Origin of the sequence: Bartonella vinsonii subsp. arupensis OK-94-513 (genome assembly GCF_000278235.1) — a bacterium.
In the GTDB taxonomy this organism is placed as follows: Bacteria; Pseudomonadota; Alphaproteobacteria; order Rhizobiales; family Rhizobiaceae; genus Bartonella; species Bartonella arupensis.
Map to the genome: position 1 here is coordinate 624,688 of NZ_JH725037.1, position 17,968 is coordinate 642,655.

Annotated in this window: 14 protein-coding genes and 1 tRNA gene; 7 read left to right on the top strand and 8 right to left on the bottom strand. The window is 40.3% G+C overall.

The window, feature by feature from the left end; translation table 11 throughout:
• The 4 genes from ME1_RS07680 to glmM form a co-directional block, all read left to right on the top strand.
• The coding region (locus ME1_RS07680) for a tol-pal system YbgF family protein (protein WP_004862876.1) at positions 1 to 1,425 on the top strand (1,425 nt) is incomplete at its 5' end.
• Positions 1,415 to 2,923 (top strand): tRNA lysidine(34) synthetase TilS, encoded by a 1,509-nt coding sequence (gene tilS, locus ME1_RS02620; protein WP_004862881.1) that lies wholly within the window; start codon positions 1,415 to 1,417, stop codon positions 2,921 to 2,923. The genes ME1_RS07680 and tilS, both read left to right, overlap by 11 nt.
• 118 nt (positions 2,924 to 3,041) lie before the next feature.
• Complete coding sequence (ftsH, locus tag ME1_RS02625) at positions 3,042 to 5,222, top strand: ATP-dependent zinc metalloprotease FtsH (RefSeq protein WP_004862883.1); 2,181 nt, start codon at positions 3,042 to 3,044, stop codon at positions 5,220 to 5,222.
• Positions 5,223 to 5,704: 482 nt separating this feature from the next.
• Positions 5,705 to 7,084, top strand: a complete 1,380-nt coding sequence (gene glmM, locus ME1_RS02630; protein WP_004862885.1) for a phosphoglucosamine mutase — start codon at positions 5,705 to 5,707, stop codon at positions 7,082 to 7,084.
• 752 nt (positions 7,085 to 7,836) lie between these two features.
• Here glmM and ME1_RS02640 read toward each other — a convergent pair.
• Together ME1_RS02640 and ME1_RS02645 are read right to left on the bottom strand one after the other, a co-directional pair.
• Positions 7,837 to 8,280 carry a phage holin family protein gene (locus ME1_RS02640; protein ID WP_004862887.1) on the bottom strand — a complete coding sequence of 148 codons (444 nt, stop codon included), beginning with the start codon at positions 8,278 to 8,280 and terminating at the stop codon, positions 7,837 to 7,839.
• Between the two features lie 3 nt (positions 8,281 to 8,283).
• Positions 8,284 to 8,610, bottom strand: coding sequence for an ElaB/YgaM/YqjD family protein (locus ME1_RS02645; protein WP_035011611.1), 327 nt, complete (start codon positions 8,608 to 8,610; stop codon positions 8,284 to 8,286).
• Positions 8,611 to 9,213: 603 nt separating this feature from the next.
• On the opposite strand from ME1_RS02645, the gene ME1_RS02650 reads away from it, so the two are divergent.
• Positions 9,214 to 10,074 carry a MotA/TolQ/ExbB proton channel family protein gene (locus ME1_RS02650; protein WP_004862891.1) on the top strand — a complete coding sequence of 287 codons (861 nt, stop codon included), beginning with the start codon at positions 9,214 to 9,216 and terminating at the stop codon, positions 10,072 to 10,074.
• The gene (locus ME1_RS02655; RefSeq protein WP_004862893.1) at positions 10,071 to 10,649 is read left to right on the top strand and encodes a biopolymer transporter ExbD; all 579 of its coding nucleotides are present in this window, start codon (positions 10,071 to 10,073) and stop codon (positions 10,647 to 10,649) included. Before ME1_RS02650 ends, ME1_RS02655 begins: the two co-directional genes overlap by 4 nt.
• Before the next feature lie 504 nt (positions 10,650 to 11,153).
• Here ME1_RS02655 and dut read toward each other — a convergent pair.
• From dut to ME1_RS02695, 6 genes are all read right to left on the bottom strand, one after another.
• Positions 11,154 to 11,714 (bottom strand): dUTP diphosphatase, encoded by a 561-nt coding sequence (gene dut, locus ME1_RS02665; protein WP_004862895.1) that lies wholly within the window; start codon positions 11,712 to 11,714, stop codon positions 11,154 to 11,156.
• Between the two features lie 144 nt (positions 11,715 to 11,858).
• Positions 11,859 to 12,701: a VIT1/CCC1 transporter family protein gene (locus ME1_RS02670; RefSeq protein ID WP_004862897.1), complete on the bottom strand. Its 843-nt coding sequence runs from the start codon at positions 12,699 to 12,701 to the stop codon at positions 11,859 to 11,861.
• Positions 12,702 to 13,331: 630 nt separating this feature from the next.
• Entirely contained in the window at positions 13,332 to 13,607 is a 276-nt protein-coding gene (locus ME1_RS02675) for a hypothetical protein (protein ID WP_004862901.1), read from the bottom strand.
• Positions 13,608 to 14,902: 1,295 nt separating this feature from the next.
• Positions 14,903 to 15,436 (bottom strand): type II toxin-antitoxin system PemK/MazF family toxin, encoded by a 534-nt coding sequence (locus ME1_RS02685; protein WP_004862904.1) that lies wholly within the window; start codon positions 15,434 to 15,436, stop codon positions 14,903 to 14,905.
• 242 nt (positions 15,437 to 15,678) lie between these two features.
• Positions 15,679 to 16,248, bottom strand: a complete 570-nt coding sequence (locus ME1_RS02690) for a disulfide bond formation protein B (protein ID WP_004862905.1) — start codon at positions 16,246 to 16,248, stop codon at positions 15,679 to 15,681.
• 12 nt (positions 16,249 to 16,260) lie between these two features.
• On the bottom strand, positions 16,261 to 16,869 hold the full coding sequence (locus tag ME1_RS02695; RefSeq protein WP_004862908.1) for a YqaA family protein: 609 nt from the start codon (positions 16,867 to 16,869) through the stop codon (positions 16,261 to 16,263).
• Positions 16,870 to 17,079: 210 nt separating this feature from the next.
• On the opposite strand from ME1_RS02695, the gene ME1_RS02700 reads away from it, so the two are divergent.
• A tRNA-Leu gene (locus ME1_RS02700) sits at positions 17,080 to 17,164 on the top strand.
• Positions 17,165 to 17,968: the final 804 nt, after the last annotated feature.

Sequence of the window (17,968 nt, forward strand, 5' to 3'; positions counted from 1 at the left end):
GAGGCGGTGAAAGAAGTGGTGCCTGCTGCGGAAAAGGCTGTTGATGCGGTGAAAGAAGTGGCGCCTGCTGCGGAGAAGGCTGTTGAGGCGGTGAAGGAAGTGGCGCCTACTGCGGAGAAGGCTGTTGATGCGGTGAAGGAAGTGGCGCCTACTGCGGAGAAGGCTGTTGAGGCGGTGAAGGAAGTGGCGCCTGCTGCGGAGAAGGCTTCTGATGCGGTGAAAGAAGTGGCGCCTGCTGCGGAGAAGGCTGCTGAGGCAGTGAAAGAAGTGGCGCCTACTGTGGAAAAGGCTGTTGATGCGGTGAAGGAAGTGGCGCCTGCTGCGGAGAAGGCTTCTGATGCGGTGAAGGAAGTGGCGCCTGCTGCGGAAAAGGCTGCTGAGGTGGTGAAAGAAGTGGCGCCTGCTGCGGAAAAGGCTGCTGAGGTGGTGAAAGAAGTGGCGCCTGCTGCGGAGAAGGCTGCTGAGGCAGTGAAGGAAGTGGCGCCTACTGTGGAAAAGGCTGTTGAGGCGGTGAAAGAAGCGGTGCCTGCTGCGGAGAAGGCTGTTGAGGCGGATGAAGGTCCTTCTTTTCAGGGGATGATTCAAAGTCGAGAGGTTATTTTAGAAAATCAGAAAGCTTTCTTTAAAGATTATGATTTGGATAAACTCTTGCAAAGAATACGTATAGTGCTGGAGCATAATGATTTGAAAAATGTCGAAAAGCAATTTCATCAGCTTTTTGATAAAAAAGATTCTTCTGTTTATTCTTGTGCTTTTGAGAGTGCTGCTTTGGATGAAAATTTGCAGATTGCAAAGGAAGGGAAGGTTCAGGAGCAGAGCACAAAAGAGGTTCAAGATAGTGTTGCCAATGCGAAGAGCTATGAACATGAAAGCCGCTTGCAGGAAATTTATGGTCATGTGCAAAAAACAGGCGAAAATCTGAACGAAGAGCATAAAGATGCAAAGGAAACAGGGGAGCGTTTGAAGGAAAGCCGTTTAGAGAAGACTCATGAACAAGCAGAGAACTTGGAACCCCATCAGGGTGAAGATTCTTCGCTTCTTTCTGCTAAAGCATTGTATAAAAAAGGCTATAATTTACTTCTTTCTGCCAACTATGTGGATGCTGAAAAAGCTTTTTGCACTTTTCAGCAGCACTATAAAAAAGATCCTTTGAGTGATGATGCTTTGTTTTGGTTGGCAGAAGCTTTGTTAGGACAAAAACGCTATCATGAGGCAGCACAAGTTTATCTTAACGCATGGTATACAGATAAAAAGCAGCTCTATACTTCTGAGATTTTGCTGAAATTAGCAATGAGTATGGTTGCTCTTGAACAGAATAAAGAGGCTTGTACGTTTGCTGCGAAAAAAACAAAACGTGATGAAACGTTAGAGTCTATCTTTTGTAAACCCGTTAAAAGGAGCGGAGTCGGTCACGGTGGGCATTAGACTAGCAGGAAATCTCTTTAAGACATCGGATTTTATTCAGTGTCCAAAGGTGATTCTTGCAGTTTCAGGAGGAAGTGACTCTCTGGCTTTACTGTTTTTGGTCAAAGACTATTTAAAAACGCTCTCTGTTCCTCCGGAAATGATTGCTGTTACCGTTGATCATCAATTGCGTAAAGAATCAGCCCGTGAAGCTTCCATTGTTGCGGAAATTTGTCGTGACCATCACATTAAACATATCATTGTGCGGTGGGAAGGCAAAAAGCCAAAGACGCATCTCGCTTCAAGCGCCCGTATTGCACGCTATAATCTCTTGTTTAAAGAAGCGCAAAAACAAGGTGCAACACTTATTATGACAGGCCATACGCTTAATGATCAGGCGGAAACCTATCAAATGCGCTTCCAGCGACTTTCAAAAAGTCTCAATGTTATGCAATATGGCGCCTTTGAGGAAGTGAGGGATGGGGGAGATGCTCGTAAGACTGAGGGTGTTTTGCAACGTGAGGCCTTTGAGGGCGTGTGGGATGGGGGAAATGCCAGAGACACTGGAGAAAATATTGCGCAAAGGTGTCTTATTGGTGAAAATGATGGGTTAATCTATGCGCGTGGTTTATCCTGTATTCCGCGTGAGGCATTGTTGCTTCGAAAAATACGCTTGATTCGTCCACTCCTTGGTGTAAAGCGCGAAACATTACGGACTTATTTGCGTTTACAGGGAAAAACATGGATTGATGATCCAACAAATGAAGATCTCAATTTTGAGCGCGTGCGGGTGCGTCACTCCCTGCATTCCCAAAAGCTTACCGGTATTGCCCAAAGGGTGCATGAAGCTGCACTTAAACGTCGTCAACAAGCACAAATTGTTGCCGATTTGATTTTAGCCCTAGATATCGCTGTTGAATATGGACGGTGTTTTATTGCAAAGCCTGCGCCATTCTTACAACAACATCCAAGTTTTTCCTTCGTCGTTGGGCTTTTTGCCGTGTTAATGGGAGGGAGCTCTTATTTGCTTCCTGCTCAAAAATTGATCACTCTTGTTCAAAAACTTTGTCTTCATTCTCCTCAGAAACAGCGTTTTACTCTGGCTGGATCTGTGATTGAATGTAATAAAAACGGAATTGCTCTTTGGCGCGAATCTCGAAATATGAAAGAGGCGGTTGTCGCACCAGGTGAAACTTTTTTATGGGATGGACGCTATCAGATTACCAATCATGGAGTCGATGCCATAAAAGTTGGAGCAGCCGGTTTGGAACAGCTAAAAGATTTACTGAAAAACAGCAATTTTGATCTTAAAAATCCCCATTTCCCCTCTTTACAGTCGTTGCTGATGCTTTCACATGATAAAGGATGCGATATTCCAGAGTTGACTTTGCAAACCGTTTCTCATCAAAATGTTATGGTAAGACGGATTATGGCTCCTTTTGATTGGCTTTTTTCGTGCGAAGATGCTGCTCTTGTGCGTGTTGTGGAACCTTTTTTTAAGATTGAGGTGAAAAGATAAAGAAAAATCGCTCTAAAAGACAAGAAACATTCTCTCATCCCTTGGCAAGGGGCAGACAAGGTTATATGTTAAGAGGAACTATTTAAAATCTAGATTTGATTAAAAGTGTGGGCCGAATATGAATTCCAATTACCGCTCTCTCCTCATTTGGGGAGTTATTGCCTTAATTTTGATTGTGTCATTTTCTCTCTTTAATGGAGATAGCCAACGTTCTGGAGGGGGAGAGGTCTCCTATTCTGAATTTTTGCGAAAAGTTGAGAGTAATGAGCTGAAATCTGTGACCATTCAAGGGCAAAAGTTAACAGGGAAAACCGTTGAAAACAGAGTCGTTTCAACTTATGCTCCTCGAGATCCAGGTTTGATAGAAAAATTGGAAAACAAAAATGTCAATGTCAAAGCTATTCCCGAAAGCTCTGGCAATAGTATTTTCCTCAATCTTCTCTTTTCTTTGTTGCCTGTGTTTATTATCGTTGGGGCGTGGGTCTTTTTTATGCGACAAATGCAAAATGGATCACGAGGCGCCATGGGATTTGGCAAATCAAAAGCGAAATTGCTTAATGAAGCACAAGGACGTGTTACCTTTCAAGATGTGGCTGGCGTTGAAGAAGCAAAGCAAGATCTACAGGAAATTGTCGAATTTTTACGTGAACCACAAAAATTTCAACGCTTAGGTGGGCGTATCCCTAGAGGTGTTTTGCTTGTTGGTCCTCCAGGAACCGGTAAAACCTTGCTTGCACGTTCGGTGGCAGGAGAGGCTAATGTGCCATTCTTTACCATTTCAGGTTCCGATTTTGTCGAAATGTTTGTTGGTGTGGGTGCTAGCCGTGTGCGCGATATGTTCGAGCAGGCGAAAAAAAATGCACCTTGCATTATCTTTATCGATGAAATTGATGCTGTTGGACGCCATCGTGGTGCGGGACTTGGAGGGGGAAATGATGAACGTGAGCAAACTTTAAATCAGTTGCTGGTTGAAATGGATGGTTTTGAACCCAATGAAAGTATCATTCTTATTGCTGCAACAAATCGTCCCGATGTGCTCGATCCTGCTTTGTTAAGACCAGGGCGGTTTGATCGACAAGTTGTCGTGCCAAATCCTGATGTTTCTGGCCGCGAACAAATCTTAAAAGTGCATGTGCGCAATGTGCCTTTGGCTCCTAATGTTGATCTAAAAGTTCTTGCAAGAGGAACACCAGGGTTTTCTGGGGCTGATTTGATGAATCTTGTTAATGAAGCTGCTCTCATGGCTGCTAGCCGCAATAAAAGAGTCGTGACGATGCAAGAGTTTGAAGATGCTAAAGATAAGGTGATGATGGGGGCTGAACGTCGTTCAACCGCTATGACACAAGAAGAAAAAGAACTTACCGCTTATCACGAAGCAGGACATGCTATCGTAGCACTCAGTGTGCCTGTTGCTGATCCCGTCCATAAAGCAACAATCGTGCCAAGGGGACGTGCGCTTGGAATGGTGATGCAATTGCCTGAAGGGGATCGATATTCCATGAGTTATCGGTGGATGATTTCTCGTCTGGCTATCATGATGGGTGGGCGTGTGGCAGAAGAATTGAAATTCGGAAAAGAAAATATCACCTCTGGTGCTTCTTCTGATATTGAACAAGCAACAAAGTTAGCGCGCGCTATGATTACACGGTGGGGATTTTCTGATCTCCTTGGAAATGTTGCTTATGGGGATAATCAGGATGAAGTCTTTTTAGGGCATTCCGTTGCACGGACACAAAATGTCTCTGAGGAAACCGCACGCATGATTGATATGGAAGTGCGTAAGCTTATTGATGATGCTTATAAAAATGCTACAAGAATTCTGAAAGAAAAAAAGAAACAATGGTTTGCGCTTGCTCAAGGCTTGTTGGAATATGAGACTTTAACCGGTGCTGAAATTAACGAAGTTATCGCAGGAAAACCTCCTTCACGAACACAAAGAGATGAGACTGCTTCTCCCCGCACGTCTTCTGTTCCAAAAACTGGAGCAATGAAGGCGGAATCTCCTATGAAAACGACAGAGGAGACAGACGCTGGTGACGTTCATAAGATGAATGCCGGTAAAGGAGAGATGGGAAAAGCAGAGGAAAAAGTTGTAAAGCAAACAACAAAATCCAGTGAAGCTAAATCTCAGGATGCACCGTTGAAAGAAGCACAATCTCAGGGAGTTGAGAAAAAAACACAAAGCACGAAAAATACCACAAAAGTAGTAAATCGCTCTAAAGGTAAAGCAAGCACTGATAAAAAATCAAATACTATCGGGCCTGATAAAGAAAAGCAGGAGCCTTCTAACGACGCTTGAGCGATTATGTTTTGGGAAAAAATCTGAAGAAAAATTCTTTGAAAAGGCGCAAGCATTGCTTGCGCCTTCACAGCAATATTGGGGAGAATATGGAAATAGAGGTTTGATGGCTGGTGAGCTTGTGGTGTGTGAGAGTAGAGGCGTTGATGGTTGGTAGGCTGTAAGTATCTACAAGCAGCGGTGTTTGGGAGAAGGATTGTTTTTAAATGGTCTTTTAAAAAAGCACTTTTTAATTTTGTTTAAAGAGTTCGTTTAGATAAAGCCTGTAAAGAGGATACTATTGCTAATCTGTGGGATGTAAAAGCATAATTGCGTGGTTATTGGTAGAACCAAGATTTTTTCTGGTTTTTTCTGGGCAGTGGATATGGTCGTGTGTTTTGATTTTCTGAAAGTCTGCAAAGGATCGATAGGAGCGATCTCGCTGTATAAGGGTTTCGGCTCTGTCAGGACGGTAAGAGAAAATGTGTGTAAAGGAAAGAGGGATGGCACAAAAATATTTTGGTACTGATGGAATTCGAGGGAAAGCCAATTCTTTTCCCATGACACCAGATTTTGCCATGAAAGTGGGGATGGCTGTGGGGGTGTTGTTTCGTTCACAACGCCAATCCCGTCGTGTGGTGATTGGAAAGGATACCAGATTATCTGGTTATATGTTGGAAAATGCTTTGGTTTCAGGATTTACCGCTGCTGGGATGGAGGCTTTCTTGTTGGGGCCTGTGCCAACACCAGCTGTTGCTATGCTTTGTCGCTCGTTGCGCGCTGATCTTGGCGTGATGATCTCTGCTTCTCATAATCCCTTTTATGATAATGGAATTAAACTTTTTGGTCCTGATGGTTTTAAGCTTTCCGATGATATGGAAGCAAAAATTGAACAATTGATCGATACAGATCTCTCAAAATCTTTAGCAAGTTCTGCCGAAATTGGTTATGCAAAACGGGTCGAGGGTGATATTTATCGTTATATCGAATATGCAAAACGAACTTTGCCACGCGATGTTCGGCTGGATGCTGTGCGTATCGTTGTGGATTGCGCTAATGGGGCTGCTTATAAAGCTGCTCCACGGGCTTTATGGGAATTGGGAGCAGAGGTCTTTGCTATTCATGATACCCCAAATGGGACCAACATTAATCAAAAATGTGGTTCAACCGATTTGGCTTCTTTAAAACAAAAAGTTCATGAAGTACGTGCTGATGTGGGAATTGCTCTTGATGGGGATGGTGATCGTGTTCTCCTTGTTGATGAAAAAGCACAAACTATTGATGGTGATCAGTTGATTGCTGTGATTGCTGAACATTGGCATAAAACAGGACGCTTACAGCGTAATGGTGTTGTTACAACCATTATGTCAAATCTTGGACTCGAGCGCTTCTTAAATAGTAAAGGCTTGGACCTTGTTCGGACAAATGTGGGGGATCGCTATGTGGTCGAAGCTATGCGCCAAAAAGGATATAATGTTGGAGGTGAAGCTTCTGGGCATATTGTGCTTAGTGATTTTGGCACAACGGGTGATGGGTTGGTGGCTGCCTTGCAAATTTTAGCCTGTATGCAAGAAAGTCAAACCCCTATGAGTCTCCTTTGTAAGCGGTTTGAGCCTGCGCCACAAATTTTGAAAAATGTCAGGGTTAAAAACAAAAATCTTTTGAAAAAGAATCCGGTTAAAACGGCAATCGATCAGGCAACACAACGTTTGGGAAAAGATGCACGATTGGTTATTCGTGCTTCTGGAACCGAGCCTGTCATCCGCATTATGGCTGAAGGCGATGAACGAGGAATTTTGGATACTGTCGTGACAGAATTGATGGATGTGATTATACATCATGATGTTCTTTCAAAGGTCAATGCTGCCGCTGAGGAAGCCTGATCCCTTTTATAAAATCTGTAGAATTATGACGGGACATTTTTGGCAATAGAGCACGGCTGATGCTCCTTTCTAAAAAGGATGGCGGGGATTTATGGTGCCTGAAGGCAAGAGTAAAGAGAGAGTGTGTGTTTGAAGAGAAAGGCTGCTCTTGAAAAAAGAGGATTTTGCAAATTGAGAGATTTTTGCACTTTTGGTGATTGAAGAGAGGCTCTTGAAACAGAGTTTTTTGCATGATGCCTGAAGGATAAGATCGTTGAAGGACACAATGTATGAAGGGGAGGGGAATGAAGAGAGGAGTTAAGGAGAGGGGCAAAAAGTTTTTGAGGTTCTTGTGACGAAGAGGGTGGATCTTTAACCTTCATGATATTGATCAGATATTTTAAAAAAGTGCGGGCGAGAAGTTTGGCTGTTGACGCGTGTCATCTTTGTTGGAAACATCAGATGCCACATGATTGTTTATGAAATAATCTCTGAGATTTGCTTTTAGTTCCCTTCTCAAGGCGTTGAGAAAAAAACACAAAGCTGCTCTCGTATCGGATATTCGGATTATTTTATCGCGCTTAAATAATACAAAGTGTAAAATGATGTGGTTTGGTTGTTTCCCCTTCAGCTGTAAGGATACCTCCCTTAAGAACAAAAACTGCTCTTACTTTGTGAAGAGGGAAAAGTGAATGGGAGAAAAGAGAGAAAGGTGTTTTCTCTCAAATTAAGAGAAAACACCTTGGGGGTTATGAAGTGCACAGTTGCATATCTTAATCTGAAAGGTGGTCTTTTTTATCTTTTTTCCACAGAAAATAGGTTGCAAGCCCAAGGACTGGTACGCTCAATTTGGCAAAGGGAAGTTTCCGACCTAAAAGCGCAATGCTGGAAAGTGCTGCGTCTGTCATAAGTTCATGACGTTGTTCTTCCGACTTCTTTTGTTGATCATAGTGTTGATAAGTTTTAAGAATACGGACAATAACAAACCCTAAGCCGGCAAGAACAAGCCAAATGAAAAACATTGTGGTGGCTGCTGCAAAGGGATTCATAATCCAACATAATGCAATAAAACCCATCATACATAAAAAAAGCAACGACATGAACAATGAGATGCCTATAATACTACAGCAAATTGCTTGAAGGCGCATTTGCTTGACGGTGCTTTTCAGCCCTCCACCGACAAGATGGTTTAAAAGAGGCGTGATAAATTTATACATTGCTTAACGACGCAATAATTGAGAAAGAACAAAACCAATACCTGCTGCAAACAGAACACTTTTATTCGGATTTTTACGAACATATTGATTCATGTTTTGTTCAAGATCACCGATTTTTTCTTTTGCTTGAGAAAGAATATCTTCACTGCTTTCCTTTGCTGTTTTATACAGTTCTTCGGCTTTGTTTTTGGCTTTGTTCAATTTGTTTGCACCAAGATCTGCTAGTGTTGAAGTGACTTCTGAAACGTCATTGCGTAACTTGTTTAATTGTCCTCGTGAGTCTTTTTCTGTTGTCATTTTGTGATTCTCCGTTTTTTTATTGTTTACCATGATGTTCTTTCCCTCTCTGACTCATCATGACTTAAGTATCTGTGTTCATAGTGATCATTTGCATTGGAGTGAAATTTTCACTGCTTTTGTAACGCCAAACGGTTTTTTTAGTTCCCTCTCTTTTTCAATTTAAAAATGTTTTGAAGTCATAAATCTTTATTTGCCTCTCAAACTCGTTTTGCCTGTGAATGATTGTGACTTGTGAGGGGTTATAGGATGTGAAGGATTAGAAAAACCTTATTGGGAAAAAGTCCATGGGCTACTTTTTTATGGTTATGAAGAAGAGATACCCTCTTGATTTTCTAGCTCTTCATCGTTGTTTGGTTTTGATGAGGGTGGTTTGGCCGTTAAATTGTTTCGCGTAATAAACGCATTTTTCTAGTAAATTTATTCTCATTCGTGTGGAAAAAAAATTCTTGAAACATTCCTCTTGAAAGAGAAGTTTTTTGAAATAAAACTATACTTGATTTATCAAGTTTTATTTTTTAGACTAAACACGAAGTGATGTTATAGAGGCACGTGGCATTGTGGAAGGGTAATGCTGCCGAGTTTGATGACGCAGCTGTAAGACACAAGTGAAGTCCATAACGGTGTGAGACAGAAATGGAATCTGAGACAGTACCCTTAGAAAGCACGTCTGCTGTATTTTCAGCGCATGATCTTTCCCCTTTTTCTATGTTTATGGCGGCTGATTTTGTTGTAAAAGCCGTTATCATTCTTTTGTTGTTGGCTTCTCTTGCTTCTTGGACAATTGCTTTTGTAAAAATCATAGAGATTACTTTGGCAAAACGAAGAGTGCGCCAAGAACTTCAATTGGCTCTTAATGCTCAGACTCTTACGCGTTTGGCTGCTAGCTTAAAAGAAAGCAAAGGAGCTGGTGTGTTCTTCCTTAAGCAAGTTTTACAAGAAGTCTATCTTTCTACGCAGCAGGTGCGTTTTATGGGCTCTGAAGGGGAGGGTGAAAGAACCGATGCAAGACAAGAGACACCCGCCATTGCGCACGAAGAACTCCTCTTCTTTGAGGAGATTGATCGCTATGATGAGGAGGGGCACGATATTGATATGAATGAGGGCGTAAAGGAGAGGGTGCATTCGCTTTTGTCACGCTGCTTGTTGGCTGCTACGCGCCGTGTTGCATGTGGGAGTGCTGTTCTTGCAACCATTGGTGCCATTGCTCCCTTTGTTGGTCTCTTTGCGACCGTTTGGGGAATCATGAATTCTTTTATTGGTATAGCCCAATCTCAAACAACGCGGCTTGATGTGGTTGCTCCTGGAATTGCTGAAGCTTTGCTTGCAACAGCTATCGGGCTGTTTGTGGCTATTCCCGCCGTTGTGATGTATAATAGCCTTATGCGTGCTCTGAGTGGTTATCGCAATGATTTGGGTGATATTGCCGCGGCAATTGAAAGGCTCTTAAGCCGTGAACTTGATAAACACCGTCAACAGAAAAGTCGTAAAAAATGAAAGTAGACTTTCGTGATCATTGGGAGACAGATGACAGTGGGTTGCACAGCGAAATCAATGTAACCCCTTTTATTGATGTTGTTTTGGTGTTGCTTATTGTTTTTATGGTCGCAGCACCTTTGGCAACATCTGTTATTCCGGTTCAACTTCCTTCTATAACAAAAGCGTCCTCTGTGGTTCAACCTGATGAACCTCTTTATGTGACTTTGCAAAAAGATCGCTCGCTTTATGTGGGGGACAATCTCATTGGTCAAACAGCGTTTGTCGACACTTTGTTAAAGGCAACAGAGCAAAATCGAGAGACAAAGATTTTAATCAAAGCCGATAGCGAAATTGATTATGGAGCTGTCGTGGATTTGCTTAATCAAATACGAATGGCTGGGTATACTAAAGTGGGTCTTATGGGGTTGCAAAAATCTTCCAATGTTGTCGCAAAAGGAGCTACAAATGAGAAGGGTATGAGCGCTACCGATGCGGGTGGAGTGAAGGTTAGGGGAGATGCCAGTGCGGTGGTAACGAGTGATGTAACAAACACCAATCATTCTGTGATGGGAACTGTTTCTCCTGTAGAGTAGAGAGATGTCTATAGAGCTTTGCCGCTTATTTCTCTTTCAGTCTTTTTTATTGCGCAAAAACCACCGGTGCCTCTGCTTTTGATAGCTTGATTTTCTGTATTGTTTTGGATGCTCTCTGTTCCATCCAGTTCAATTCTATCTAGTTTAATTCCATTCAGTTCAAGGGCACAAATATTTATTTGATTTCTTGGCATTTACTTGAATTTCTGACATTGACCTGAATCATTGATGCGATGACTGTTTATGCAATGCGCATGCCATGCTCAATAAAAAATCTTCTTGCTCCAAATGGGTGAGAAGGCCTCTTCTTTTACCATCGGCTTATCACACTCTATTGTTTTTGAGCATATAGCATGTGATCGTATGCTTTAAGATTGCAGAGCGTGAGGGTATATTTGTGCTTCATCCCTGAGCTGAAGATGAAAAATCAGACCTGTTAAAATAAGGGCGCATTGCTGCTGTGCGAGGGCGCCCATTGCTCTTTTTTCTTACACTGAATGCTGTTTAAATTTGCCCTGTTGAACCAAAACCACCAGCACCTCTGCTTTTGGCTGCTTGGTTTTCTGTATTATTTTGGCTGCTCTCTTTTCCATCTGCTTCAATGGCACAAACATTGACTTGAATCACTGGTGCGATAATGGTTTGCGCAATGCGCATGCCACGCTCAATAGAAAAATCTTCTTGCCCCAAATTGATGAGAAGAACTTTCACTTCACCACGGTAATCGCTGTCAATTGTTCCCGGTGTGTTTAAACATGTAATGCCGTGCTTTAAGGCTAAACCAGAACGTGGGCGTATTTGTGCTTCAAAACCTGGTTGAAGATGAAAGATCAGACCCGTTGGGATAAGAGCGCGTTGCCCCGGTGCGAGGACCACGGTTTCTCCTTCACCAAGCGCTGCACGCAGATCAAGACCAGCAGAACCGGCGGTGGCATAGTGAGGAAGCTCTAAGCCTTGTCCATGTTCAAGGCGTTGGACCGATAAGGTCACTTTTTGTGAAAGGTGCGGAGATGGGTTGGGTGAAAAAGAGCTCTTTTGGTGGTTGTTCAGGTGCGTAGAAGGCATGGTCAAAGCATCTCCAAAATATAAAAAATAAACATAGCTCTAACAAAAGAATCTTTTCAAAACAAGCAGTGAAAGACCACTCGATGGGGTGATAATCTCCACTGCTTGTTTTGTATGGTAAATGCTTATTTTCCATAGTGTTTGTTAGATACTACCAATGAAGATACCCGTAGCAAAAACAAGCGCTCCACCAATAATAACCTGTAAAGATGCACGCCAAAAAGGAGTCGACATAAATCTATTTTGAATCCAGACGATGGCCCATAGTTCGAAAAAGACAATGATGAATGCAATGATTGTTGCAACGTAAAAAGAATTGATCAAATAAGGAAGGGCATGGCCTAATCCCCCTAGCGTTGTCATAATGCCGCTGGCAAGACCCCTTTTAAAGGGAGAACCACGACCGGATAATTTTCCATCATCATGGGCTGCTTCTGTAAATCCCATCGAAAGACCCGCGCCAATTGAAGCTGAAAGCCCTATCAAAAAAGTTTGATGCGTATCACCCGTTGCAAAAGCAGCAGCAAAAATGGGAGCAAGAGTCGAGACAGAACCATCCATTAAACCTGCAAGACCAGGTTGAACCCACGTCAAAAGAAATTGTTTGTGTGTTTTTGATGATTCTTTCGGGGCTTGCTTTTTTTTGGCTGTTGTTTGAGTGGTGGCGGTGGCAGCCTTGCTTGTTACAAGAGCAGGGTGGTTACATAATGAACCTACCACTCTAGCATGATTATTACTGGCATAATCATTATTTGCACGATTATGGCAAGAAAGGCAAAGAAGCTCCTTATAATTCTCAAGTTCGTGCATGCCCATGGCTGCGAAAATCGCTGCTTGCTTGGGAGAATAAGATTGAAGAGCTTTTGCGTATTTTAAATAAAGAGAGGCATGTCTCTCTTTTGCTTTGAGCGTACGAATTATCATTTTTTGTGCTGAACGAAAGGACAGAGCTTTACGTTGTACAAATGAAAAAAACGATCTCAACATTTTCTGTTCCTTTGCACTTTAGAATAATTCTAAGATATAAGATAATAAAAACGAAAGTCAATCCAAAATTTAAAAATTGGTAAAAGACAGTGTTGAGAAAAGAAAAACGTGGGGGCCTAAAATTGGTGCGTAAAGCAAATAAAATGAGGGAGAAAAAGTGATAAAATTCTGGCTCTTAAAAATGGTATTGATCGTGTTGGTCGTTCATATTGAGTTGATTATGCTTAAGAATCCTGTCAAGAAATTAGGTTGGGATGATCTCTCTTCCTCTCTCAAAAGAAATTTGTGAGAAGAAAATAAAACAGTTGCAATAACTCAATTCTATGGGGTTCATATTGGCATCCATGCAGATCTTCTCTGATTTTTAAAAATAACGCATTTGTTATTCTCTAGAAGTATAATGGATAATAGGGGAGATTGTTTGAGTAGAGAGATCAATTTTAATTTATATCATTAAAATACAGTCAAAGAACGCTTAATTTAGAGTATTTCATTTGGAAGAATATAGTCGATTGAATTTTATTCATCATGGCGAGGCGAGAAAAAGACAATGATATATATTGAATATAAAAAACCATAAACTGTAATTTGAATTACAGTTTATGATGTTATACTGAATAAGCTTACTCTTCAAAAAGCGTCAAATATTCTTTCATACCCTGGATGAGTGGAGTTTAGCTTTCTCGTAAATGAATACACAAAATACACGATGAGGCCCAAAACTTCTGCCTCTATTCCTGTCAAATCTGATACTTTTATAACACCTTTATTTTCTTCTGAAATTATAGAAGTAAAATGAGACTCTTGAGAAAGACTCTTCAAGGAATGCGCATTAGCTCCTAAAACTTGGGAAAAGAAAAAGGCTATTACAACAGTATATAAAGCAAAATTTTTAAATATTTTCATATAGTCACCTAATTTAAAAACTTTAATTAAAGGTAAGTTTTTTCATTTCACCGTCTAAACAGAATAAAAAGGATAATATGGCATTCTATGATGCATCTTTTCATTATCTGTCTAATATGTTTTTAATACAAAAGACTCAATTACACACTCTGTATTATTACATCTCATTTCCATAGTTTATCTACTTTGTCAACTACTTAATTTTTGCTGTTAATTTGAATGCTTAATCTATAAATTCTGTTTTTAAATTAAAAAGTATTTTAAATTATCTTATTGTTTTTATTGTATTTATTATGGTATATTTATGATAAAATAACATTACAAATATACATTGTTATCTGATAATTTTTAATATATAAAATGTTTTTTATAAAAATACACAATGTGATTTTAAGGTGTTGTAAAGAGCATAATTGTGCATAAATTTTTCCTATTCTATAATTCTCTATAAAATTCTCTGCATCAATGATACAATTTTTGAGATATATTGCTGTGTGGTGTAATAGCTTTATTTTACTCTCGTAAAAAGCCGTTCTTTAGAGTGGTGATATGAGGTTTTGTTAAGTGTTATATTTGTGCATCAGTTATAATCTACTATGCAAACTGATATTATTTAAATTCTCTAAGAATTTTGGGCTCTCTCCAAAATTGAAGTGTTCAAGGATGGATGAAGGTCTCTGTGTCGTTTTTATCTCAAATATTAATGCTCATTGCTCTCTTGTTATTTTCAAAAATGAGAGGCTTTTTCATTCGTATTGAGGGAAAGAAATGGGTAAATTGTAAGGCTGAGTTTCTTTTGGTGAATTTTAGCAATTAAACATTTCAAGTGTTGTAATGATCAAGAAGGTACGTCCTGTAGAAGTGATAAAAGTAGAGATTATAAAAATGGTATTTTAGCCTTGAAAAGATGTTCTATTATAGAAAATCATATTATGCGACGGTATCGCAACTTTTTGTGTAATGATTTTGTGTAATAATCATGGGGATGAACATTACGGTCATTTTCCTTAAAAAATTTTACCGGATTAAGAATATCAATATCGTTCTTTATTCAGAAAACTTATGGACATTTCAAAAAACAATAAGAGTAGAAAATGAATATCAAAGGCATCTTTGAAGAGCTTGGACATTTTTGAAGAGTTTGTAAGGAGTAGCTAAAAACTTCCTAAAAAAACACTAAAAATGACGAAAGGAGCAGTTGCCCACTCCTTCGTTCCTGTCTCCCCTTGCGGAGAAGCGGCCACCATTTCTGATGCCGTATATGTTGATATATATATGCTTATTTTTTTAAAGTGTCAATAGTCGTGGTAAATGGGTCTGGGTAAATGTTTGAGCATCAGAGCGACAATTTTATGAAATTCTTCGCTGGATATTCTTGGAATAGTCCGTGAGCAACTTAAACGACTTACGGAAACTGTCGTGACATAATTACAGATGATCCACGCCTTTTTATTCTCTATAGGAGATTGTAGCGGATAAGCAGCTGGATTATTGGGCTGTGATTTCGTCGAAAAAGGCAAAACTGTGACATTACCATATAATTTTGCATTCTTGGAGAGCACTAAAACAGGCCGTTTTTTCCAAAATTCAGGTAAGAGCGCATCATGAGGAAAATCACACCAAAAAACTTGCCTAATGCGGGGTGCCGATTTAAGGCGTGGTTTTATATGAAGTGGTTTTTTATAAGGAGCATTCAAATCTCCTTTTTGTGTGTGTTCCCGCCATGCGTTATAATCATGTTCCATCATAACACATGGTTCTTCAAGTTGGCTTATATCGAAGGGAGGTGGTGAGTGGGGAGAAGGCGTTGTATTCTTATCTTCAGCCATAGTAGATTATTCATGTTTATCTGTCCCCTCACTTATTGTCTTATCGCTTTTCCATTATAGGTTTGTATCAAAATGTTTTTAATAAGTATAGGGAGGCAAAATCATAAAATGCACGCGTCGACACTTTTTATTTTTATGGGGACGCTCTTGGAAAAAGAGGTTTGTGTTAGGCGATGATGTCGGTGCTGAGAGAAGGGTGCTTGAGGTATGGGGGTGCCTGCGGCTTCACTCTTATTTTGCTCTTACAGTTTTTTATAACTGAGGAGCCCTTTTGAAGCGATATAAAAACTGACAAGCATGTAAAACAGACTCGCAACAGCATTCCAACCGGCAAATGAGAGAAAAAGAAAGCGCATGGGCGCTTCAGAGCAAGAGGGAGGATGGATATTGTTCAATCGATTGAACAACTGGTTAACGTCCATTGTTCTTCTTATTGTTCCTACTCCGCAACTGGGAGGAGCTGGCCAAAAATCATATTCAACACCCGCATGATACATCCCTAAAACAAGACTTATGCTCATGAGGACAAAAACACACCAAAATAAGAGTTGTACCCAAGAAAACATGCGGGAAAATTGTGCTCCAAAACCTGCTAAAATCAAAAAGGGGAGTGCGCCATAATAGGGCAAACGTTCAATGAGACATAAATCACAAGGAAGATAGCCTCCAATATGTTCAAAACAAAGAGCTAGGATGAGCGTAGCAGAAATGCAAAAAGCGAGAAAAAAAGCCCATAAAGCTAACTCTTTTCTACTTGGTTCAAGATGAAGATGCTTGCTCAACATATTCTGATAAGAAAAAATGTGTGTCATTGAGGGTGTTCCTTAAAATAAAAGGTGCTTATTCACAAAAGCTATAAAAACTCCATAGACCACCAAAAGAGTAACACAACCCATGAAGACAATCCATTTGAAATGTCGGACCATAAAATTCATTGCTTGTTGCCCAAAACGCTGAATGAGCCATGCAAGAAGATAAAAACGAGCTCCACGAGCAAGAATACAGGTAACAATGAAAATTTCAAGATGCACACCTATAACCCCTGCCAAAATCGTGACAATCTTAATAGGAGGTAGGTGTAAAAAACCTGAAGTAATCAGTAAAATGATAAGAAATTGCAGTGTTGCACTGTTTTTTAGCGCGTGAAAATTTTCAATTTGACCGTAAAACTCTAAAATCGGTTTGGCAAGTGTGTCATAGGCAAAATGCCCAATAAACCAACCGGCAATCCCCCCTAAAACAGAACATATCGTTGCAATAAAGGCATAGCGATAAACCCGCTTGGGATGGACAAGAAGCATTGGAATATATAAAACATCTATCGGAATTGGGAAAACAGAACTTTCAATAAAGGCAATAAACCCAAGCCAATGGGGGGCTGTACGCCGATTTGCTAAAGAAATCGTCCAAAGCTTTAGTCTGTTTAATATCATGAGGGCTTTCATACCTCTTAGAGGTAAAGACTTTACAAATGATACTCCAAAAATGAAGTGGGGCAAACATTCCCCAAAAAATTAATGGAACAAAATAATACGAATTCTTAAAAAAACAGAAGTCTAGTGTTGACGAATCTGTTTCTCTTCATATAGAGCAAAGAGATAATGGGCAAGTCTGTTCTTTATGACAGTCCCGTATAACAGTGTGCGGGTGTGGTGGAACTGGTAGACGCGCCAGACTCAAAATCTGGTTCCGAAAGGAGTGTCGGTTCGAGTCCGACCACCCGCACCACTTTATGTTCTCTCGTATTTTCAGGTGATACTTCCTCATCCTATAAGATGTCGTTCTTCAAAGTGCTGACATAAGATCTTCTTCACACATATTGAAAAACTCTTCACCTCTATTAAAAAAACAATGTCGTTTTTGTTTTATTTCAGTCCTCTTTTGCAGCAACAAAAGAGAAAAATGTGCGTTTGAAGAGATATTCGATTTGAACGGTATATTTAAAAATTTTGTTCTGTGCGCCTATTAGGGATCGCATTTTATGGTGAGCAGCTGTTTCCCCTTGGAAAATCCCATCTGTTACCGGATTTCTGGTGATTTAAAAAACTTTATCTTTTAAGGAGAAGAAGGGGAAAAATCACCAAATGAAAAAAACTACAGCTTTATGTAAATGGCGCTCTTCTTGGCAGGTGAAGCTGTGACTGATGCAAAATTGTACCGCAACTTCTTTTTCAAACGATCAGGCCAAGAGAGAGAAAACTCAAAAGTTTAATGTATCCATTCTCATGATGTTTTCGAAGTTTATGAGGATTTTTGCTTAGGCTTATGAGAGGGAAGAGCAGAAGCAATATCAATACCATTTTTGAAAATTATCAAAGCTCTTCTTGCTCATCGAGAGGCGTTTTTGACTCCCAAAACGTTTATAAAAATGGATTTTTAAAAAACAATATGCTTCTTTAATCATGGCATCATACCTATATCAGATATATCTTGACAAGCTTTAAATGTCATATTGTTTATTTCAATCGCACAATCGCACAATCGCACAATCGCACAATCGCACAATCGCACAATCGCACAATCGCACAATCG